The 22110-nt window shown below is 44.5% G+C and carries 13 protein-coding genes; 3 read left to right on the top strand and 10 right to left on the bottom strand.

Annotated features, from left to right (window positions below; all coding sequences use genetic code 11):
• Nucleotides 1-7 precede the first annotated feature (7 nt).
• The 5 genes from NSQ29_RS22535 to NSQ29_RS22555 all read right to left on the bottom strand — a co-directional run bounded on the left by NSQ29_RS22535 (nucleotide 8) and on the right by NSQ29_RS22555 (nucleotide 10010).
• Entirely contained in the window at nucleotides 8-796 is a 789-nt protein-coding gene (locus NSQ29_RS22535; RefSeq protein WP_042185240.1) for an ABC transporter permease, read from the bottom strand.
• Nucleotides 789-1700, bottom strand: a complete 912-nt coding sequence (locus NSQ29_RS22540; RefSeq protein WP_339804174.1) for an ABC transporter ATP-binding protein — start codon at nucleotides 1698-1700, stop codon at nucleotides 789-791. The genes NSQ29_RS22535 and NSQ29_RS22540 overlap by 8 nt, the downstream gene beginning before the upstream one ends.
• Nucleotides 1701-1918: 218 nt before the next feature.
• The gene (gene gltB / locus NSQ29_RS22545; RefSeq protein ID WP_341126134.1) at nucleotides 1919-6514 is read right to left on the bottom strand and encodes a glutamate synthase large subunit; all 4596 of its coding nucleotides are present in this window, start codon (nucleotides 6512-6514) and stop codon (nucleotides 1919-1921) included.
• A 362-nt stretch (nucleotides 6515-6876) separates the two neighbouring features.
• Nucleotides 6877-9231, bottom strand: a complete 2355-nt coding sequence (locus tag NSQ29_RS22550; protein WP_341126135.1) for a YhgE/Pip domain-containing protein — start codon at nucleotides 9229-9231, stop codon at nucleotides 6877-6879.
• Nucleotides 9232-9434: 203 nt separating this feature from the next.
• Nucleotides 9435-10010 (bottom strand): TetR/AcrR family transcriptional regulator, encoded by a 576-nt coding sequence (locus NSQ29_RS22555; protein WP_179085738.1) that lies wholly within the window; start codon nucleotides 10008-10010, stop codon nucleotides 9435-9437.
• 267 nt (nucleotides 10011-10277) lie between these two features.
• Between NSQ29_RS22555 and NSQ29_RS22560 the strand changes: the two genes are divergently transcribed.
• Nucleotides 10278-11465, top strand: a complete 1188-nt coding sequence (locus NSQ29_RS22560; RefSeq protein WP_076299152.1) for an MGDG synthase family glycosyltransferase — start codon at nucleotides 10278-10280, stop codon at nucleotides 11463-11465.
• Nucleotides 11466-11534: 69 nt separating this feature from the next.
• Here NSQ29_RS22560 and NSQ29_RS22565 read toward each other — a convergent pair whose 3' ends face one another.
• From NSQ29_RS22565 to thpR, 3 genes are all read right to left on the bottom strand, one after another.
• Nucleotides 11535-12218 (bottom strand): metal-dependent hydrolase, encoded by a 684-nt coding sequence (locus tag NSQ29_RS22565; RefSeq protein ID WP_042185230.1) that lies wholly within the window; start codon nucleotides 12216-12218, stop codon nucleotides 11535-11537.
• Between the two features lie 74 nt (nucleotides 12219-12292).
• A complete protein-coding gene (locus NSQ29_RS22570) occupies nucleotides 12293-13183 on the bottom strand; it encodes a cell wall hydrolase (protein WP_076283914.1) in 891 nt (296 codons plus the stop codon).
• 77 nt (nucleotides 13184-13260) lie between these two features.
• Complete coding sequence (gene thpR, locus NSQ29_RS22575) at nucleotides 13261-13863, bottom strand: RNA 2',3'-cyclic phosphodiesterase (RefSeq protein ID WP_076283913.1); 603 nt, start codon at nucleotides 13861-13863, stop codon at nucleotides 13261-13263.
• An 88-nt stretch (nucleotides 13864-13951) separates the two neighbouring features.
• Here thpR and NSQ29_RS22580 point away from each other — a divergent pair, with 88 nt between their 5' ends.
• Entirely contained in the window at nucleotides 13952-14908 is a 957-nt protein-coding gene (locus tag NSQ29_RS22580; RefSeq protein ID WP_341126136.1) for a D-2-hydroxyacid dehydrogenase, read from the top strand.
• 103 nt (nucleotides 14909-15011) lie between these two features.
• Nucleotides 15012-15380, top strand: coding sequence for a GrpB family protein (locus tag NSQ29_RS22585; RefSeq protein WP_341126137.1), 369 nt, complete (start codon nucleotides 15012-15014; stop codon nucleotides 15378-15380).
• A 96-nt stretch (nucleotides 15381-15476) separates the two neighbouring features.
• On the opposite strand, the gene NSQ29_RS22590 is transcribed toward NSQ29_RS22585, so the two are convergent.
• Both NSQ29_RS22590 and NSQ29_RS22595 read right to left on the bottom strand, forming a co-directional pair.
• On the bottom strand, nucleotides 15477-20273 hold the full coding sequence (locus NSQ29_RS22590; protein ID WP_341126138.1) for a glycosyl hydrolase: 4797 nt from the start codon (nucleotides 20271-20273) through the stop codon (nucleotides 15477-15479).
• Between the two features lie 318 nt (nucleotides 20274-20591).
• Complete coding sequence (locus NSQ29_RS22595) at nucleotides 20592-22001, bottom strand: deoxyguanosinetriphosphate triphosphohydrolase family protein (RefSeq protein WP_076283910.1); 1410 nt, start codon at nucleotides 21999-22001, stop codon at nucleotides 20592-20594.
• Between the last annotated feature and the right edge of the window lie 109 nt (nucleotides 22002-22110).

The following is a 22110-nucleotide window of genomic DNA, read 5'->3' on the forward strand; positions in this document are numbered from 1 at the left end:
CCTATTTTTATCCAGCAACGTCCCGTTTACGGAAGACAAACCAGGAAACTGCTAAGAATATAACATAATACACTGCCAGCACAGCAATGGAGAAGCCTAGTGTAGCACCACCTGGACCAATATCAGATCCCATGTAGACCCTTAGATCCATATGAGTGAAAATTAAATATCTTGCCCATTCGAACACATCCGGATTAAGTAAAGCAGCGAAAATACCTTGGGCAAACATGATAAACATAGATAATCCTATCGCCAATCCACTTGCACGGAATACGGAAGAGATCATAAAAGCAAGCGTAACCGTCAAGAAAAGAGTGACATAGCGGCATAGGAGATCTATAAAGGAATACTCAGCAGGACTCCAAGCTGTAATCGAAGACAGTGTGTCTCCAGTTGGAGAGGCGAAAATAAACGATGAAGCTAAACCAAAAACAATCAATACTGCAGTACAAAGCAAGCTAAACAACACAATGCTAATGTATTTCGAGAGCAAGATCTGGGAACGGCTCCACGGGCGAATCAGCAGCATTTTGATGGTTCCCCAGGTAAATTCGCCCGCTACGGAGTCAGCGGCTATAACAACAACGAAGATCGTATTCAGGAAGAATACAACACTCACTATCATTTGGAAGCTGTCCCAAACGCCTAAGCGTGATGCAGGGTTATCCGTTGTGAAATACATAAGAGCCGGAAGAAACGCACTAAACACTGCTAGAATAATTAGCATAATCCATGTGCGAGCACGACTATATATCTTGATGTTCTCATTATGTATCAACGCTGTAAAATTACTCAATTCCTTCACCTCCTGTAACCTCTAAGAATTGATCCTCTAGCGTACGGGCAAGTGATTTGATACTGTACACTTTAATCCCACCAGCCACTAGTCTGGCATTAAACTCAGCAATTTCTTCACGTGCCGCCTCAACTACAAGCCCACCGCTCTTTAATGTTCCTTGTCCAATGAGAGCAAGTGCAGCTTCGGCATCGTCAACCTCAAACAAGGTTTCTCCGATAGGCATTGTAACATTGCCTACCTCTTTTAGCTGTTTTACCTCAAGCAGTTGCCCATTCTGAATAATGGCTACACTGTCACACATGAGCTCCATTTCGGAAAGTAAATGGCTGGAGACAAATACGGTTGTTCCTTCTTCACGACAGAGTAGGCGCAGATAGTCACGAAGCTCACGTATGCCTTGTGGATCAAGCCCATTGGTTGGCTCATCTAGAACCAGTAACTTTGGTCGGTTTAGTAGCGCCTGAGCTACTCCAAGTCTCTGACGCATACCTAGGGAATAAGTCTTCACTTTGTCATGAATTCTTTGACCAAGCCCGACCAGCTCCACAACCTCATCAATCCGTTGCTTACTGACTCCCGGTACCATCCGTGCAAATTGTCTAAGATTCTGATACCCGGACAGAAACTTGTACATTTCAGGATTCTCAACAATAGCCCCAACACTTGCAATAGCCTCTTTATAATTATTTTTAATACTATGACCACTGATCAGGACGTCCCCACTGCTAATGGAAATTAATCCCACCATCATTCGTATTGTTGTCGTCTTCCCTGCTCCGTTTGGTCCCAAAAACCCGAATATTTGACCCGGTGGGATATCCAGCGTTAAATTGCTCACCAGCGTCTTAGAGCCTATTTTCTTGGTAACTCCCTGCAGACGGGCAACAGGTTCAGACAGCATTTCTGTATTTGACACAGTATCACTCCCTTTCATTTACAAACAAGTTTACCATACCGTTTTTTTCAGAAAATTACAAAAAAGAAACAGTCTAACGTTGTTTAGACCGAGGATTCGATTCGATTTGAACAAAAAGGGACCTGGCCTCCCGCAAACGAAAGAGTCCAAGTCCCTTATATCACTTCATTCAATATTACCTGTTTTTTTCAGAATGCAGGTATTTAGCCACCTACACGTGCAAGCTCCCGCATATTCGCTTCAAATGCGGCCATCAAAGCAGCCTCGCCGGTCAATCCGGTTTGCTCCACTTTGCGAATCTGCTCCATCATCCGTTTGTAATCCTTCGGAATGACACGAACAAACTTCGGCAAGCTATCTGCCCACTGATCCAATACCCGCGCTCCCGCCTTACTGCCTGTAAGCTCTACATGACGGCTAATCAGCTCGCGCAGCTCTTCGATCTCTTCTGGCTCTTCCACTCTCTCGAGAAGTACCATCTCGAGATTGCAGCGGCCGATGAAGGATCTCTCTGGATCGTAAACATAAGCGATACCACCTGACATCCCTGCCGCAAAGTTACGGCCTGTTTCACCAAGAACAACCACACGGCCTCCAGTCATGTATTCACAACCGTGGTCACCCACACCTTCTACAACAACCTTCGCTCCAGAATTACGAACGGCAAAGCGTTCACCGGCGATACCGTTGATATAAGCTTCTCCAGCTGTTGCTCCGTAGAATGCAGTATTTCCGATAATGATATTGTCCTCAGCTGCAAAGGTAGCTTTTGGAGATGGTTTGATAATAATCTTACCACCCGACAGTCCCTTACCAACGTAGTCATTGGAATCGCCTTCCACCGTAAGTGTGATCCCCTTAGGAACGAATGCACCCAAGCTTTGACCAGCAGAACCGGTGAAATGAAGACGAATTGTATCATCAGGCAAGCCGGCTGCCCCGTATTTACGTGTCAGCTCGCTACCAAGGATGGTTCCAACGGCACGATTAACGTTCGTAATCGGTAATGATACTTCTACAGCCGTTCCTGATTCCAGTGCAGGTGCAGCCAGATCCAGCAGTTTAGAGACATCAAGGGTCTCTTCCAGACCATGATTCTGACGTTTACTGCAGAAGCGTGTGCTTCCCTCTGGCATTTCCGGTACATGCAGCAGACTACTCAAATCTACGCCCTTCTTCTTCCAATGCTGCGAAGCTTGAGCAGCGTCTAAGCAATCTGTACGGCCAACCATCTCTTCAATCGTACGGAAGCCAAGACTCGCCATGATTTCGCGTAAATCCTGTGCCACAAAGGTCATAAAGTTAACTACATGCTGTGGATCACCCGTAAAGTTCTTACGAAGATCTGGATTTTGTGTCGCTACACCAACCGGACAAGTATCCATTTGGCAGACACGCATCATGATACAACCCACAGCTACTAACGGAGCAGTAGCGAAGCCATACTCTTCAGCACCTAGTAATACAGCTACGGCTAGATCGCGACCGCTAAGCATTTTTCCGTCTGTTTCCAGTACAACGCGGTCACGCAGATTGTTCAGCATCAACGTCTGATGCGTTTCGGCCAAGCCAAGTTCCCATGGAAGACCTGCATGACGAATGGAGTTCATCGGAGATGCACCTGTACCCCCGTCATAGCCACTTACCAGGATAATATCAGCGCGCCCTTTGGCTACGCCAGCAGCAATCGTACCTACTCCGACCTCAGAGACGAGCTTAACATTAATATTTGCACGTGGATTGGCATTCTTCAGATCGTAGATCAGCTCTGCCAAATCCTCAATCGAATAAATATCATGATGCGGCGGAGGTGAAATCAAGCCCACACCAGCTGTTGAACCACGCACTTCAGCCACCCATGGATAAACTTTACGTCCTGGAAGCTGTCCGCCTTCCCCTGGTTTAGCACCCTGAGCCATCTTAATCTGGATCTCATCAGCGTTAACAAGGTAGTTAGATGTAACTCCAAAACGTCCGGAGGCTACTTGTTTAATCGCACTGCGACGGGAATCGCCGTTGCTGTCCGGGATATAGCGGGCTGGATCTTCTCCACCCTCACCAGTATTACTCTTACCACCGATCCGGTTCATTGCAATAGCGAGGGTCTCATGCGCTTCCTTACTAATGGAACCAAAGGACATCGCACCTGTCTTAAACCGTTTCATAATGGACTCCACTGGCTCTACTTCTTCTAATGGAATCGGTTCATAAGCTGACTTGAACTGCAACAAGGAACGAATTGTCAGATGCTTCTCACTTTCACCTTGAACAAGTGCAGCATATTTCTTATACAACTTATAATCCCCACTACGCACGGAGTGCTGAAGCAGATGAATGGTCTGTGGGTTGAACAAATGATCTTCCCCATCGTTTCGCCATTGATAATCACCACCGGAATCAAGCACTTTATCATTTCCGTCTTTTTCCGTGAAAGCACGGTTATGATGGATAAGTGCCTCGGTTGCTACTTCCTCCAGACCAATACCGCCAATGCGGGAAGGTGTCCAAGTAAAGTAACGATCCACGAATTCCGAGTTCAGACCCACAGCTTCAAAGATCTGCGCGCCCCGGTAGGATTGAATAGTCGAAATCCCCATTTTGGAAAGAATCTTAACTACGCTCTTAGTCGCAGCTTTAATATAGTTCTTCACAGCCTTCTCATGCGAGATTCCCCGCAGTAAGCCTTGGCCGATCATATCATCCAAGCTTTCAAAGGCCAGATACGGATTGACTGCACTCACACCATAACCAAGCAGAAGTGCATAATGATGGACTTCACGAGGTTCACCGGATTCAAGCAAAATACTAACTTTTGTCCGTGTTCCTTGCCGGATCAGATGGTGATGCAAGCTCGATACCGCAAGTAGAGCAGGAATCGCAGCATTCTCACGGTCCACACCGCGGTCCGTCAGAATCAGAATGTTATGACCTTTAGCCATAACGCGATCAGCAGCCTCGTTCATACGCTCAAGCGCGATACGCATTCCTTCTGCTCCGAGCTCAGCTGGGAAAAGAATCGGAATAGACATCGACTTGAAGCCTGCACGACGAACATGTCGAATTTTAGCAAAATCTTCATTCGAAAGAATCGGTGTGTGCAGCGAGATTTGGCGACAGCTTTCTGGTTCTGGTTTAAGCAAGTTACGCTCTGGTCCAATTGTAGTCGTAGTAGAGGTAACCAGCTCTTCGCGAATAGCATCGATTGGTGGATTCGTTACCTGAGCAAACATTTGTTTGAAATAGTTATATAGACGCTGCGGACGGTCTGAAAGCACAGCGAGCGGCGCATCATAACCCATGGAACCTACAGCTTCAGCGCCAGTAGATGCCATGGGTTCAAGCACCTTGCGCAAGTCCTCAAAAGTATAGCCGAACGCTTGCTGCAGCTGCTGCACATTGTCATGCTTAGGATTTGGTAGCTCAGGCGCATCTGGAAGCTCTTCGAGACTGATCAAATGCTCATCCAGCCACTGGCGGTAAGGCTTCTCAGTGGCGATAGCCGATTTGACTTCCTCATCGGAGATAATACGGCCTTCCTTCGTATCCACGAGCAGCATGCGTCCAGGCTTCAGGCGGTCTTTATATAAGATGTCCTCTGCTGGAATGTCCAGTACACCCGCTTCGGAGGATAGAATAATCATGTCGTCCTTTGTTACATAATAACGAGCAGGGCGCAAGCCGTTACGATCCAGAATAGCGCCGATTTGCACACCATCTGTAAAGCCCATTGCAGCAGGTCCGTCCCATGGCTCCATCAAAGTGCTGTGGTATTCGTAAAAAGCTTTCTTGTTGGCGTCCATACTGTCATGATTGCTCCATGGTTCAGGAACCATCATCATGGCTACTTGTGTCAAAGAGCGTCCGCTCAAATAAAGAAACTCAAAGGTATTATCGAACATTGCAGTGTCCGATCCATCCGGGTTTATAACAGGTTTGATCTTACTCAGATCTTCGCCGAACACTTCACTCTTGAACAGCGACTGGCGAGCATGCATCCAGTTCACATTTCCGCGCAAGGTATTGATCTCACCATTGTGGATCATAAAGCGGTAGGGATGCGCACGTTCCCAGCTTGGGAAGGTATTCGTACTGAAACGGGAGTGAACTAACGCGATTGCTGATTCCAGCTCTTCGTTCTGCAAATCCAGGTAGAATTGTCCGACTTGTTCTGTAGTCAGCATGCCTTTGTACACGATCTTACGACATGACAAGCTTGGGATATAGAAGGCTTCAGCCTCTTCTACACCACCGTAGCGAATCGCAAGCTCTGCACGTTTGCGGATGACATAAAGCTTACGCTCAAAAGACAATTCGTTCGTAACCGAGGCCGAGCGACCGATAAACACTTGGCGCACAAAAGGCTTTGCAGCCTTCGCAGTTTTGCCAAGCATTTCATCATAGGTAGGTACATCACGATAGCCGAGTACTTCCTGACCTTCTTCAGCAATAATTTTGCTTAAGAGAGCCTCATGTTGAGCCCGAACTTTCTCGTTATGAGATAGAAAAATCATGCCTACGCCATAATGGCCTTGTTCCGGCAAAGCGAAGCCAAGCTTCTGGGCTTCACTAGCAAAGAAACGGTGCGGAATTTGAAGCATGATACCTGCTCCGTCACCAGAGTTGGGTTCGCTACCTTGTCCGCCACGATGCTCCATATTAAAGAGCATTGTTAAAGCGTTACTAACAATATCATGGGACGGTTTGCCTTTAATATGGGCTACAAATCCCATGCCGCAAGCATCTTTTTCGAACTGGGGATCATACAGGCCCTGTTTTCCGGGCAGTTCAGTGTGTCTCATCGAACGCAACCTTTCTATTATAAAGTATGGCGTAATCTTTGGAAAATTTTTCAGATTAAAATTTTAATAATTATTCAAGCCAGATTAGTGCTATTATTTTATCACCGAGGTGACAACAGCGCAATTTAAACTTTTTTATGATGCTGATTAACATTTCTTTTTGCGACACAGCTTTAGTGGACAAAAGTTTAAAAAAACTCATCTATGTATAATTATGCATAAATGACGCATAAGAACTTATGCAATGAAAGCGTTTCAAGAATTTTCATTACCCTTGAATGTTTGCAAGAAAAAGGGTTCTATGATTTAAACTCAAAAAAAGCGCCTCCCGGAGGAGACGCTTTTTAATTACTTTTTTTCTATTATACAGTCATAGCTTGTTCACTGTTCATTCCAGCTTCATTGTCCCGACTGCGGGTCATGAAGTAAGCGAAAGTAAGAGCAAGGAATCCAAGACCGAAGATTGCAAGCACACCTACGTCACTCCACATTGCACTGAAGTCCCCTGTAGAAATTACTGATTTAAGACCACTAACTGTGTAAGTCATAGGAAGCAGTGGGTTAAAGAATTTCATCCAGTTCGGGATCAATTCAAGTGGGAATGTTCCGGCACTAGTTGTTAATTGGAAAATAAGAATAACGATAACAACAAAACGTCCCGGTTGATCCAGCCAAGTAACAATGGATTGAATTACCCATGTGTAAACTAGACTAGTCAAGAATGTAAATAGGAAGAATAGCGGTACACTTTGTACTTCTAGTCCAAGTCCGTACAATACAACCACAGCAGCCAGCATAGACTGGATAAAGCTCATGATTGAGAACGTAAGCGTACGGCTGATAAAACGATTCATACGGCTTGCGCCTAGTACAGCTGATTCACGCATTGGAATAACAATCGTAGAAATCAGAGCACCTACGAACAACCCAAGAGATAAGAAGTAAGGAGCAAATCCTGTTCCGTAGTTTGGTACATGATTTACAACTTGATCCTCAACCACAACCGGTTGTGCGAACATTTCCATCATTTTATCTGACTTATTCACACTGCCTGTTTTTTCAGCAGCATCTCCAAGCTTAGTTGCCAGTTCTGTTGATCCAGATTTCAGATCATCCATACCATCTTTCAGCTCGCCTGCACCGTCAGCCAGTTTTTTCGAACCATCTGCTACAGCACTGATACCGGAACCTAGTTCGCCTACACCGCTTAGCAGTTTTGAGGTACCATCGCCAAGTGCTTTACCGCCTTCAGCCAGCTTGCTGCCTCCAGCTGCTGCTTCACTAAGCTTCGCGCCGAACTGTTTCATACCTGCTTGTAGCTTATCGCCACCCGTTACAAGTGCAGATGCGCCTTGTGCCAGTTTTTGTTGTCCTGTCAAAAGCTGTGTGCTACCAGCATTTAATTGCTGTGCTCCATCATGCAACTGAGTTACACCATCAGCTACCTGCTGTGAACCCGAATGCAGTTGAGTTGCACCTTGTGCCAGTTGCTCTTGCCCACTGTGGAGTGCAGTAGCACCCTGTGCCAGTTGCTCTTGGCTTTGTTGCAGTTGCTCACTACCTTGTGCAACAGCTGCACTAGCTGCTAGGAGCTTCTGTACGGCTGGATTCTGTGCCAGCTCAGGACTAGCCTGTGCCAATTGCTGCAACCCTTGAGCGACCGCTTTAGCGCCCTCAGTAACCTTTGTGCTACCTTCTGCGGAAGCCTGCAAGCCTGCTTCTAGCTTCGCGCTGCCATCCACGGAAGAGGTTAAACCTGCTTCCAGCTTCGCGCTGCCGTCAACTAAAGATTGTGTTCCTGCTTGTAGTTTAGTAGTACCATCCACAGCAGACTTCGTTCCTGCTTGAAGCTGTGCGGCACCTGTTACAGCTTGCTTCAAGCCATCACTAAGCTGTTTACTGCCGGCAGCGCTTTGAGCAACTCCGTCTTGAAGCTGCGTATGTGCAGTAGACAGTTGTTGCAATCCGCTTGCCAACGTGGTTGATCCTGTTTTAAGCGCCGTAGCACCTGCATTCAAATCAGTCACGCCTTGTGTAAGGGGTTCTACACCATTTTGAAGTTTACCTGTACCATCTGTCAGTACAAGAAGATTATCTTTCAGCTTCAAGGCTCCGTCATCTAGCTTACCAGCGCCATCTGCGATCTTGGAAGCTCCATCTCCTGCTTCGCCCAATCCATCAGATACTTCTGTAATCTGATTGAATACAGACTCCACATAAGCTTCTGTTACTTTAGCAGATACTTTATTTTTAATTTCTGCTACAGCCGTCCCACCGATTTGACCGGCCAGGAAGTTGTAGCCTTCATTTGGCTCATAAATAATTTTTGCCGGTTGTGGTTCATCATCCAAAAGCGTTGTTGCTTTAGCAGAGAAGTCTTCTGGAACAATAATCGCCATATAATAGGTATTGTCCTTCATTCCTGCTTGCGCTTCTTCTAGTGAAACAAAGTTCCATTGAAAGCCATCGGTTACCTTAAGCTCCTCAACCAGATCATCTCCGGCCTGAAGTTGTTTTCCTTCATAATTAGCACCGACGTCTTGGTTGACCACAGCAACCGGTAACTCATTCATCTTGCCATACGGATCCCAGAATGCCTTTAGGAAGAATCCGCTATACATCACCGGAATAAATAGGATGGCAATCATCGGAATCAGCACCTTTGGATTTCTCAGTGCTGCGCCAAGATCCTTGGTAAATACGGATAATGATTTCATTCTGGTTCTCTCCTTATGAGCTTATGCTCTCTTTAAAATGCTTTGTTTGCGAAATATTACGTAACACTAGGTGACCATTTTCCCCATCTGGTCAATTTAGGGGATAAAAAAACGCCTTTCGGCTCTTCTTCAATGCCTAAAACAGTTTGGAAGTTGTTAAGGGAAAGCAATCTGATCACGCCATCCCTATCCTGAATCAACGCTTACTGTGCCAATCCTTCGGCGAGAAACAAATGAAAGTACATCTTGATCTGTTCCTTGTCCAAGGGAGTATGTGTTTTATTCAGTTCAGCAGTCAATACAATATATAGCCTGAACATGACTACAGATACGATTTTAGGATCGCAAGGTTTGATTTCTCCCTTTTCAAGGGCTTGTTGCACCTCCCGTTCTAAATATTCTAAAACTAAGTTCTCGATCTTCTCGAGCCCTTCTCCTGCCTGCGGCGTTCCGAATTCGCGACTCTCCTGGGAAAGCTTGATGAATAGCTCCTGCTCACTTCGAAATTCCAGCAGGGCATCCAGCACACGATGCAGGTTATCAAAGAAAGGTCTGTCTCGCCTGATCTCGCGATCAGCAATCATCTTCATTTCTACCATCATATCGCGCAGGATCTCATCAAACAATTGCTCTTTGTTTGTAAAAAAGGTGTAGATGGTTCCTTTCCCGACATTTGCGATCTTAGCAACCTGATCCATGGTAGTCGCCTTATAGCCGAATAATGAAAATGATTTTGCTGCGGCCTGAAGCACCTGCTGTCTTCGATCCACCACTGCCACCTGTGCCCACTTCCTTTCTCCAGAAAATATCATTACCGCTGACTATCTGACCACTTTACTAATCCGGTCAATTGGTCATTCATTACTTTAACATGTAGCTTTGCAGTTTGCAATACTTTAGAAAATCTTTTATTTTTTTATTTATTGCAGGGTTTTAACTTTCTATTTACGTCTTATTTGTATAATGTGAGTAGAGAACAGTTTTCCCTCATCTATTTAAGAAGAAATTCCGCATTTCTATTGAAAAGGAAAGTAGCAGGTGAACTTATGCGAAAGAAAAGAGTACTGCTGTTTTCGGAAGGCTTCGGTACGGGCCACACAGGAGCAGCCTATGCTCTGGCCGAAGGAATAAAGCTGCTGAATCCGGATGTCCAGTGCCGAGTCATCGAGCTAGGTAAATTTCTTAACCCGATGGTCGCCCCATGGATTCTTTCCGCTTACCGAAAAACAGTTAGCAGCCAGCCTAAGCTGGTCGGCATGATGTATAAGACACAATATCATAAATCATTGAACCCGTTGACTAAGATGGCACTTCACCGGATTTTTTATACACATGCCTCTCAAGTGATCGAACAGCTAAAGCCTGATTTGATTATTTGCACACACCCCATTCCGGCCGCTGTCATTTCCAGACTAAAGCGTCGTGGATTGGAGGTTCCGCTGTATACGTTAATTACAGATTATGATGCACATGGTAGCTGGGTAAATTCCGAGGTCAATCGATATCTCGTCTCTACCCCACGCGTCAAATCAATTCTAACAGGCCGAGGGATTGCTCCTGAGCTTGTAACGGTCACAGGCATTCCTGTGCATCCGAAGTTCTGGGAACGATCCAACAAGACGCTGCTCCGCAAGGAACTAGGTCTAGCCGATATCCCTACTGTTCTCATAATGGGTGGAGGCTGGGGACTGATGTTCGGCAAAGAGATTATGAATTCACTCACAGCCAGAATGGATAACATCCAACTCATCTTCTGTATGGGCAGTAATGAGAAGCTTATAGCCAAAATGAAGTCCAATCCAAGGCTTAATCATCCTAACGTCAGGATTCTTGGATACACCAGTGAAATCAATAAACTGATGGATGCTTCCGACCTTCTAATCACAAAGCCTGGCGGTATGACCTGTACCGAAGGTCAGGCTAAGGGAATTCCAATGCTCTTCTATAAAGCTATTCCAGGTCAGGAAGAGAAAAACTGCCAATATTTCGTAGAGCTAGGACTAGCAGAGGTACTTGACTGTGAGGTAGTGAACAAATGGTTCTCTATGATGCTTCGTGAGTATTCTGTTCTCGAAGAGCAGCGTAAACGCCGTCTAGCCCCTGATAAACATCAACCGCAAAGTTGCGCGACTACCGTTCTGCAGATGTTAGGCAACCCCGCAGACAAAACAGCTGATATCAGAGGAGCAAGATCTCAAGCCCGAGGCGAAGAGCCTGTGTGCATTACACCATAAAGAAAAGCAGGTAGCCAGGGAAATTCCCGGCTATCTGCTTTTTTTGTATAGACATGTAATCAGGATTTATTAAATTTCTATACTTTCACCAGCTTTAAGCGGGAATCCCTCTATCCCCTCTTGTCGCAGACGATCACAGAAATCCATAGCATCCTGAGCAATATCCGGAAATGTATTGTAATGAAGTGGTATGACCTTGTCCGCTTGAAGCCAGCGCGCAGCAAGGAGCGCATCATCCGGTCCCATGGTCAGCATATCACCAATTGGCAGAGCCGCCAAATCAATCGCAGTTCTTTCACCAATCAGACGCAGATCGCTGAATAGTGCGGTATCACCTGCATGGAATAACGTCTTCCCCTCAATCGTCAATAAAATACCTGCGGGTTGTCCAGCATAAATCCAAACGTCGCCTTCCTGAATCGATGAGGAATGAAACGCCTGAGTATATTTAACGGTAATGGCATCATAAATATGACTGCCGCCTATATTCATATGTTTAACCTTGGCACCCTTCATTCGGCAGTATTCTGCAAGCTCAAAAACTGCAAAGATCGGACAATCATTCTGTTTGGCAATTTGCACAGCATCACCTAAATGATCCGAGTGACCGTGAGTCAGCAGGACAGCATCTACAGTAATGTCATCAGGTGAAATACCGGAGTTCGGATTTCCTGACAAAAAAGGGTCAATAATAACTTTCGCTTGCTCTGTTTCTACCAGCAGCGCTGAGTGTCCGTAATAAGTGATCTTCATGACAATTCTTCCACCTCCAGGGTTATATAGTCTAGTTTACCCTATAAATAGCTGAGGTTCACAGATAAGGTCAATTATTTATAAAACGTATGATTACCAATGGTCTTCACATACTCCTGCGAATGATGTACGGTAAGATCCTGCGCAAGCTTAAGCGATAGGAAAAAATAAGTACTATCGGGAACTTCCTTCACCCCAGAGAGCGCCGCGTTCACCGCTTTAATACTATCATCATTAGGCTTGACACGTTTAAGACGCCCGTTAGCTACAGGACTGAATTGATGCTTTTGATAAATGACCTTATATATCGTGTCGGGGAAATTGGCTGACCGTAGCCTATTCAGAACAACGTTGGCAACTGCCACCTTGCCCTGGTACGGTTCACCTTCCGCCTCTGCCATTACAATTTTTTGTAGCAGAAGCAGTTCTTCTTCGGATACTGCGTAGCGCCGGGTTGCTTTACTTTGCTGCTCCTGGCTTAATAGCTCGGTCCGAGAGAAGTATAATGTTGTGAGGGGATTTTTCTGAGATGCCGAGACTGTCTTAACTACAGTCTGAGCGCTCTTTTTCGCTGTCGCTTTCTGTGCAGCTGAATTAGATTGTGCTACATCAGCCTTTACCCGAACTATGGAAGCCTGCGATGTATTTTGTGGCTTTATTTTATTCTTACTAAGCCATTCTACACTCTGCTCTGGTTTCCAAGTGGAACTGAACAGGTTAACTGTGCTGTAAAGCTTATTCGTTTGTGAAACTTTTGTAGTGCCCCTCGTCTTACTAGATTTTGATTCTTCTTGCAAATAATTAATTACCGATGCTCGGCTGGTGGATTGCAGCTTATCCATCTGCAGATTATCTATTTTCCCCTCGGCAACCTGATTAGGCTGCATTAAGCTTATGGCAGAGAAACACACTAGTATAACGCCAACAAGCAACGCGATACAGCGGTTTTGTTTAAAGATTAACATGATATTCCTCCTATTTCACGGCACATTCCTATTGTATGTAACCGAAAACGGAAGCTTTGAAAACTTAAATACCGATTTTAAAATGTAATATTTTCAATCATTTCATACATAGGAATGGCATACATTCTGGTAGCATACAACACAAAACTATCAATCGTCCAGTCTCTATGAAAGATTTTTGATCTTTTTTCATCATCCAATTTCAGTAAATTTTCCAGCAATTTATCATCAAATGAAATTTTTCCAAGGTACTTTCGAGCCACTGTGAGATGTGGTTTGTACTCCCTGGATTCGGCCGAAAAACCTAAAGGAAGTGTAGCAGTGTGTACTCTCGCAGCCAGTAAATTCAGCTCTTCTAGTTCGCCAGAAACCCCTACCCATAAAACTTTTGGAGCCTTTGGCAGACCAAATGTATTCCATTTGTCTAAGGATAGTTTGAAGGGGCGGCATTGCTCTGACATCTGCTTCAACGACATGATTAAATCCGGGATTTTCGTCTTTGGGGTGTCTCCTAAAAATTGCAGGGTAATATGATAATCCTCTGGATGAGTCCATTTTGCAAAATGAAACTTTTGAGATAGGTTAGAGCACTCTTCCGCCACAACTTGCCCAAGTTCTGAGGGTAATTTCACAGCAATAAATAATCGTTCTGAATCTTTATCCGACACGTTAGCATCCATATCAATTTCACCTTCTCCTATAGATTTGGTATCCTTATCCTATAACATTATCCATTTTCATCAAACCTTAGAGCAGGAGGAATACATCATGACTAAGTCCATAGTATGTTTACAACCACTTACAGCCGAGCAACAAGAAAGGATCAAAGCAGCAGCCCCCGGTTATACATTCATACAAGGAGACGGCAAAAATCCGGATTTACAGCTGCTAGCTGATGCTGAGATCGTAATCGGCTGGGCTAAAGGCATCGCCGATACGCTTCTTCGTCCAGATTCGCCCCTTCGCTGGGTCCAATCCTGGTCTGCTGGAATTGAGAAGCTCCCGTTAGAGCGTTTTAAGGAACGTGGAATCCTATTGACTAGTGGGAGCGGAGTGCATGCCGAGCCTATTTCTGCGGTAATCTTTGGCTTCATGCTTCTCTTCACACGTAATTTGCATACAGCTGTTCGCAATCAGATGAACCGCTACTGGAATTCTGACGGAAGTGAGAGTGAATTGTTCGGAAAGACAGCCGTTATTGTTGGAACTGGAGCCATCGGCAGCGAAACTGCCAGAATCGCTAAATCTTTCCGGATGAAGACGATCGGAGTAAGTCGCTCAGGCAAGCCACTCGCTGATTTTGATCAAGTATATACCACTGACCATCTGCCAGAAGCTGTGAGCCAAGGCGACTTCATCATCAATATACTCCCTATCACCGATGAAACTAAGCAATTATTTAATACTGCTATCTTCTCTGCCTTTAAACAAGGCTCTTATTACATTAACGTTGGACGTGGAGCGACTACTGATACTGAGGCTCTAATCCATGCACTGAATCGCGGTCAGCTTCGTGGTGCGGGATTGGATGTATTCGAAACCGAACCCCTCCCGCAGGATCATCCACTTTGGACTATGGAGCAGGTAGTCATCACTCCTCATTCTGCTGGCATAACCGATCAATACGCTAATCGAATCGTAAATATTTTTACCGAAAATATAAATTCCTATTTATCTACTGGCACTCCATCCCTAAATCTCGTTGATTATGCCCGCCAATATTAAATTTAGTATTTGATTATTAAGAACACTTGTTCTATAATAAAAAAATCCAGGAATCAAACATAAAGAGAGGTTAGCGAAATGGATGTTACTGTCACACAATACAATGAGGAATGGAATCTTATCTTCCAAGAAGTATCGTAAGATTAAAGAGATCTTCGCTGATGCACTTATTGATATTCACCATATTGGCAGCACTTCTGTTCCTGGGCTAAAAGCTAAACCAATCATTGATATGATGCCTGTTGTACGAAATATCGAAGTTATTGATGACTTCAACGCGCAAATGACAGAGCTCGGTTACGAATGTATGGGCGAGTTCGGTATGAGTGGCGAGGCAGCAGAACAATACGGTAATCTAAAAGAGGATCTTGCGAATCAATTTCCGAAGGACATTGAAGCTTATATGGATGGGAAAGAAGCATTTGTCACCGAACTAGAAAGAACAGCGCTTGAATGCTATTCAAATCATTAACTATAAACTGATCATACAAAATAGTCCCTGCAAGTCTATTAGACAATCCTAATGGACATGCAGGGACCCTTATTTCACACCTGGATCGCAGCGCGCTTAATTAGAAGCTATGATCTCGTCAATATAAGCTGTAGCGGTTCCAGCCGTAGAAGGTGTAACAAACTGAATGCCAATGGCATCCACTTTCTTCAAATTCTCGGGCGATAGATTGGAATTGTTGCTGAGATCAATCGTGAACTCCGTGAATCCATCCTGAGCAGCTATCTTCGCACCCGAATCTACCCATACTGCATAGCCACCTAATTGAAGAAACAGCTTCGCTTGAACATCAGGCTGGTCAGAGACGATTCTAACTTTAGCAGTAAGCTTGGAGAATGAGCTCAGATCAAGTGCAGCTACTTTTGATGCTGCTATAAAAGGATCTTTATCCTCTCCATTCCATGCGAAATCAAGCTTCAAAGATTGATTACCTTCAGCATATACATCAGAAGATACTGTGGCTGTACCAGAATTGATAGCCCAACCGTCATTCCCCGTCTCGAAGCCATAGTGAACATCCGGGACAGCTTTCTCCAGAGATACTTCCTTCAAATAAAGCTTCGCAGTTCCTCCATCATTGGAAACATCCTCAATTTTAATCCCAATCGTCTTTACAGCAGCCAAATCTACGCCCACCCCTGCTGCTGCAGTAGGCAGTGAAATAGATAAGGTCGTATAACCCTTAGAATCTACAGGCACAGGATCACCGCTGTCGCTCCATTTCCAGTCCGCACCTGTCTTGATGAATAGACGCGCTTTAGCTGCACCACTCGAGAGCTTAACCTTAGCGCTGATCGTATCCAGCCCTGTAATATTCAGTTTCTCAGGATTAATAGCAAGTTCAAAGGATTCTTTGGAGCTGCCATTTGTATCATTGCCAGTATTAATCAAATCAAATTGTACACTTGCCGCTTCTTCATTGGTATCAAATACTGGAGGTTGAGCGTTGGCAGACGAACCGTTTGTTGTAGCCCATCCTGCAATATCAGCTTCTGTAGCGAAGGTGTATAACACGCCAGGCGCATGTCCCTGCGAACCTCCATTTCCTTCTTCCGACATATCCGGAAGTGTCCCGTCATAGACCGCTTGAATATCGTCAAAGTAGAGCGAACCTTCGTGGCTCTGTCCGTCCATCGCATTCACATACAAATTAAAGCTCTGAACTTGCTTCAATCTTTCCTGTGTAAGCTCTCCGGCTTTTCCCCAGCTCATCTCCGTCAAATTCTTCAAACTTAATACTATTTTACCGTTCTTGTCTGGATTAATGACCGGATAGGCTTCGAAATATCCTCCATCAATGACAAGCTGCACCACTAGCTTAAGCGGCTCACCTTTCTCAGCATAAGCGTTGTCTCCATCGGAAGCTACCCACATACTGAGTGCATTATAGTCGGACCAGTCCAGCGAACCCAGACTTTTACCTACTCCGGTATAACCTGCATTATTAATCGTATAGTGCAGTTTCATTCCATAATCCCCGGATGCCTTATGCTCGGAGCTTAAAGATACGCTCACATCATCTCCGCCAGCCTTAGGATATTTGGCTATCAGTGCTTCATCACTTGAGCCATAAGATTCAAAATTATCTACCAGTGCTTTGTCAGCAACAGGTGCAGTATACGTATTATAAAGACCGATATTATCTACATAGATTGGCAATTCACCTTTCACTTCCAAACCACTGCCAACCAGAGATATCGCTAGACCAGTGGCTTCGGTTGATTTAGCGGCATTATCCAGATCAATCGAAACATCAAATTTATAATACTGTGATCCACTCACGTTAACTTTCTCAAGGTCGGACAAAGATTTATAGGATGAGTCCATGCCATACTTTGTATCCCAATCTGGTGGCAACTGAATCACACTGCGTACCGCAGCATTGTTTGCCTCATTCTGAGCAGCCTCCGGAATTAACACGGAGAACTTCACACGTGTAACTTGAGACAGGTCCACTCCATCCAGTGCAAGATCATTCAATTGCAGCTTCAGTTCCTGCCAAGTATCCTCAGCAGACAGCCCTTCAGTAATGTTAATAACTAGCTTACCGTCAGCATCTAGTGACGCATGCTGCAAGACCGTCTTGATCATCTCTGCGTTATTGGCGAGCCCTGACCAAGTACCATTGTTTTGAATTTGCTCCAAATCCTTGTCAGTATCAAAATTAAGTACCTTTATTGGCGCTTCATTGATTTTTAAGAATACAGAATTAGTCTGTGTAAGTGTAGCATCTCCAGTTCCATATGCCCTCACTGTAACCTCTGTTGAACTGCCATTCAGACTAGCGTCTGGCTGCCATGAAGCGCTATAGTAACCGTCCGCACCGAGCGTCATTTCCACCTCTACTCCAGAATCACCCACAGTATAAGTCACTTTGCTAGGCACTGCATTTAATACCTTGGCCCGAATGACGGTCACGGCATCTGTTACTGTACTGATATTATTCGGAGTTACGATGTGGAGGAAAGGTTTCTTTGCTGCAACTTCAACTTCGAGATTGTATTTATTATCTTCTTTCACATCACTCGCAAAAGCCGTGAAATCATCTTTATAAAAATTCACAAAATCAGGAAGCAACTCATGATCTGCTTTATTAGGAACATTCTTATAAGGAACATACAAATTATTACCTTCACCAAAGTTCGCCCAAGTCAGCATATAAGATATTTTTGCCGCATCAGGGTCAGCCTTGATCGCATTCAATACTTTAGTGAACCATTCCAGCTCATTATTGCCTGTTGTTTTCATACCAGCAGCACTATAACCATACTCAGATAGGGTAACAATCTTACCTTTGTCTTGAGCAAGCTGAGAAATCATCTTAAGGTCTTTAACAAGACCACCCAGGAAAGCCTCCGAACCCGTAATCTCCTTGTTGTCATACTGATCCATTCCAAGAATATCAACAAATTGATCACCTGGATAAGTCGTTAAATATTCACTTTCATTTCCATTAAAAGATCCGTTTGGTGAGAATACATATAGGAAGTTATGAACGCCTTTAACATCACGTAGGTATTCAACTGTATATCTGTACAGTTCCGCGTATTCACTTTTTGTCGTTGTAGCCGTACCCCACCAGAACCAACCTCCATTTTGTTCGTGGAAAGGACGGAACAGAACTGGAATCAGGTTGCCATCGTCATCCTTAAGATTGTTCGCAAAATCAGAGATGCGACCCAGATATTTATTAAACTCTCCATTCTTATCTCCGCCCGGCAAAATACGTGATACTACCGAGCGCGTTGCTCCTTTGGAATTCCCTGTATCGTTAAAGCTTCCACCCGTAACAAAATTGTAAGGATGTGTACTTAGCGTTACAATACCACCCAAATCATGAGCCTGCTTCATGGCAGCAGATAATCCTAATCTACTCGCTTCATAATCTCCGCTAACTCCAGGAGGATTCTCATATCCATCTAAACTAAGGGTGTCCCAACCAAAAACCCCAGGATAATCACCAGTGGAGCTGTATACGTCAGAAATAACATTTCCGTTCTTATCCTTTCCGGCAAAAGAGACGGTAGTATCATGCTGATGACCGAACATAACTTGTTTACCGCTCATGCTATCCAGATAAGCAAATAATGATTTGGTAGCAGTCGATGCATCTACGTCAACGATATGAACCCCAGCTTCTGGTGTTGCCGTTGGAGCAGCCGTTGCTGTAGGTTCCGGAGTAGCCGTCGGTACTGGCGTTGCTGTAGGCTCTACACTAGTTCCACCTGAGCCCCCAGGCGCCGGTGTGCTTGTTCCCTGTCCTACAAGAACTCCATCCTTCACAGTGTATGTTCCTTCTACTATAGTCACTCCATTTAAGACTACAGAGGAAGCACTTATTACAAGCTTGCTAATGGTACCTTTTGTTGTAATCAACGTTCCCGTTGCACCGTTACCAATCACAAGCTGATCGATTGTAGAACCTGAGCCTACTTCTATAATAGAAGCACTATCAATAGTCAGTTGAGTGATGACCGTACGGTCCTCTATAACGACCCGAACTTTTCCTTCAGGACGATTCACTTTTACAGCAGCCAATTTAGAATTTTTTAAATGAATCGAATGCTCGCCACCACCAGATATAAGTACATTACCTTGTACTGTTACATTCTCCAAGACACCCTCACCATCACCAATACCGGAGGTAAAATAAAGGTTGCCTGATGCAGCTACATTCTTTAGTTCAACCCCACTTTGGTTAATGACAATATTCCCATGGATATCTCCCCCTGTGAATGTACCGGCTGTGTTGTAGTAGCCGCTAATCAATCTGTCAACGATAGTGACTACCTCCGCCCTTGTAATTGGGTCGTTCGGACGAAATGTACCATCTGGATATCCGGATAGAATTCCACTCAATGCTAGTGTAGCCTCTTTAGCGTAAGCGCTGATGGATGCTTGGTCTGTAAAGGCACTCGCTTTAGTGCCTGGCTCCAGTGAAAAAACAGAAGCAATTAATGTTGCAGCATCTTGACGAGTTACTTCAGTATCCGCTTTCGCTTTATTATCAGGAAAACCTTTGTAATAGCCAGCTTGCTTTGCTATAGATAAAGCGCTTGCATACCAAGCTTTAGCAGGTACATCCGAGAATGACATTTCCGAAAGAGTGCTAAATCCAAATAGCTTATTAATAATACTTACAAGCTCAGCACGCGTTACTTTATGATCCGGCTTAAAAGAGCCGTCCGGATAACCTTGAATAACACCATTACCCTGCCACTTCTCTACACTTTCTCCAGCCCAGTGCGCCTTGAGGTTTTCATTTGTTTTTCCGTTAGCTAGCGCAGGCACAGCCATTGTAACGAGCATTACTGCTGTAAGAAATAGAGCAAAGCTTTTTTTGAACCTCTTCATTCGTTTTACCCTCCCGTTTTGTAAAGGTTTTCATTATTACTCAAGCAGAAGATTCGACTTCTTTATCAACCTCCCCATTTATTACCAATAACAATTTAGTTATTATATTAGCACCAAAACAACATACAAACAATAACTTATTTTTATAAATAGCTATTTTGTTATAATAAACACTGAATATCAGGGTTAACAAGCTTAAATATAGTCAAATTAATAATAACAAAATACTAACAAAATATTCCCCATTCTATAAAAAACAAACAAATGGCCAGTCTCCAATGGATTGGAGGCTGGCCTTAACTTAATCTTCTGTTTTATCTAATCCAAGTCATAAATCGATCCGACTTTCAACCCGTATAGCTCATTGTATATTTTCTCAGCAAAGGCATCCGTCATCCCTGCGATATAATCAATCACCATATGTTCCCATGTCCAAATAGGATTCGCTTGTTTCTGATCCTTCTCAAAGCGTTGCAGCCAGTCCGATGGAATAATGGCTTTGGATGTCTGCGGATCAAGAAAAGCTCCCCATAGACGGCGCAGAATCCATTCACTACGTTTCTGAAGCCGCTGTACTCGTAAATCACGAATCATCGTGACCCAAGCGAAGCTTTTCAGCACACTTACGGTCCGTAGCATATCCTCATCTTCTTTTCCTTCCTTTATAAAGGTGACCTTCTTCCAGTCTCCATCAGGAATCACCCCAAGACTTGCGACAAAGGTGCTAACCCAATAAGCTTTAACTTCACGCCGAGTTCTGGAATAGTCGTTCTCGCAGGTTGGCATCTTTTCCATCCATACTCGAAGAAATGAACTAAGCACCTCTTCGACCTTAGCGCGGATACCTTCCTCCTCCCAACCCTTCCAGAAGAAATCCTCTAACGTTGTAATTTTCTCTACGATCAGCCGCTGAATATAAGAATCATGCATAAAGTGTTCATGCACTTCAATCTTTCCAGCCTTAATTCCATCCTCCAAATCATGTGCAGAATAAGCGATATCGTCGCAAAGGTCCATCAGCTGAGCTTCCAACGTTTTCTTACCTGCTGGTATTCCCCACTCTTTGCGAATCTCCGAAATATATGCCCATTCGTGAAGGTACATTCCCTTCTTAAGTGAGGTACCGGGAAACGGATATTTATTTATTCCGAGAAGCACTGCATCCGACAGATTTAGTCCATCAATGTTCTCACGCTTCTCCAGAAACATAATCAGCCGATAATTATGAGCATTGCCTTCAAAATGCTCATAGCGCTGTTTCATCTGCTCATGAATGAGCAGCCTATCTGCACCCGTTGCTCCTGATTGCAGGGCAGCCTCATTCGTCTTCTTTTCAATAAGCTGGTCCAGAATGTTATCCAGTACCTCTTCCCCTTTATGCCCGAAAGGAGGATGACCAAAATCATGAGCAATGGCCGCGCATTCTACAACCTCTGGATCTATTACAAGTCCTGGGTTCTCCGCTTTACTTGTCTCCACCTCTGGATAAGATCTAAGCAGACTTTTCGCTGCCTCACGTGCAATCTGAGCGACTTCAAGTGAATGAGTTAGACGCGTCCGGTAATAATCACCCGTGCCAGCCCCGAACACTTGAGATTTGCCTTGCAGCCTACGAAAAGTAGGCGAATGAATCAAGCGTGAATAATCACGCTCATAAGCAGCTCTCGACGTTTCTAGGCGGGTAATTTCCGGATATTGCCGGTGTTCTCTTTTTTCAATAAGTGTCATATTCCCACCCCTAACCAAATGTCTATATATTGAACTTCATTATAAGGCATTTTCATAACAATTTTCACATCAAAATACAACGTTATCCCAATCCCAAACTGCAATGGAA

It is taken from the genome of Paenibacillus sp. FSL F4-0236 (assembly GCF_038000135.1).
Classification (GTDB): domain Bacteria; phylum Bacillota; class Bacilli; order Paenibacillales; family Paenibacillaceae; genus Paenibacillus_AQ.

Bases quoted from the DNA above. Each gene is read 5' to 3' on its own strand.
- NSQ29_RS22540 (WP_339804174.1), bottom strand. From the start codon at position 1,700: ATGCTGTCTGAACCTGTTGCCCGTCTGCAGGGAGTTACCAAGAAAATA.
- gltB (WP_341126134.1), bottom strand. From the start codon at position 6,514: ATGAGACACACTGAACTGCCCGGAAAACAGGGCCTGTATGATCCCCAG.
- NSQ29_RS22550 (WP_341126135.1), bottom strand. From the start codon at position 9,231: ATGAAATCATTATCCGTATTTACCAAGGATCTTGGCGCAGCACTGAGA.
- NSQ29_RS22560 (WP_076299152.1), top strand. From the start codon at position 10,278: ATGCGAAAGAAAAGAGTACTGCTGTTTTCGGAAGGCTTCGGTACGGGC.
- NSQ29_RS22565 (WP_042185230.1), bottom strand. From the start codon at position 12,218: ATGAAGATCACTTATTACGGACACTCAGCGCTGCTGGTAGAAACAGAG.
- NSQ29_RS22570 (WP_076283914.1), bottom strand. From the start codon at position 13,183: ATGTTAATCTTTAAACAAAACCGCTGTATCGCGTTGCTTGTTGGCGTT.
- thpR (WP_076283913.1), bottom strand. From the start codon at position 13,863: ATGGATGCTAACGTGTCGGATAAAGATTCAGAACGATTATTTATTGCT.
- NSQ29_RS22580 (WP_341126136.1), top strand. From the start codon at position 13,952: ATGACTAAGTCCATAGTATGTTTACAACCACTTACAGCCGAGCAACAA.
- NSQ29_RS22585 (WP_341126137.1), top strand. From the start codon at position 15,012: ATGAGGAATGGAATCTTATCTTCCAAGAAGTATCGTAAGATTAAAGAG.
- NSQ29_RS22590 (WP_341126138.1), bottom strand. From the start codon at position 20,273: ATGAAGAGGTTCAAAAAAAGCTTTGCTCTATTTCTTACAGCAGTAATG.
- NSQ29_RS22595 (WP_076283910.1), bottom strand. From the start codon at position 22,001: ATGACACTTATTGAAAAAAGAGAACACCGGCAATATCCGGAAATTACC.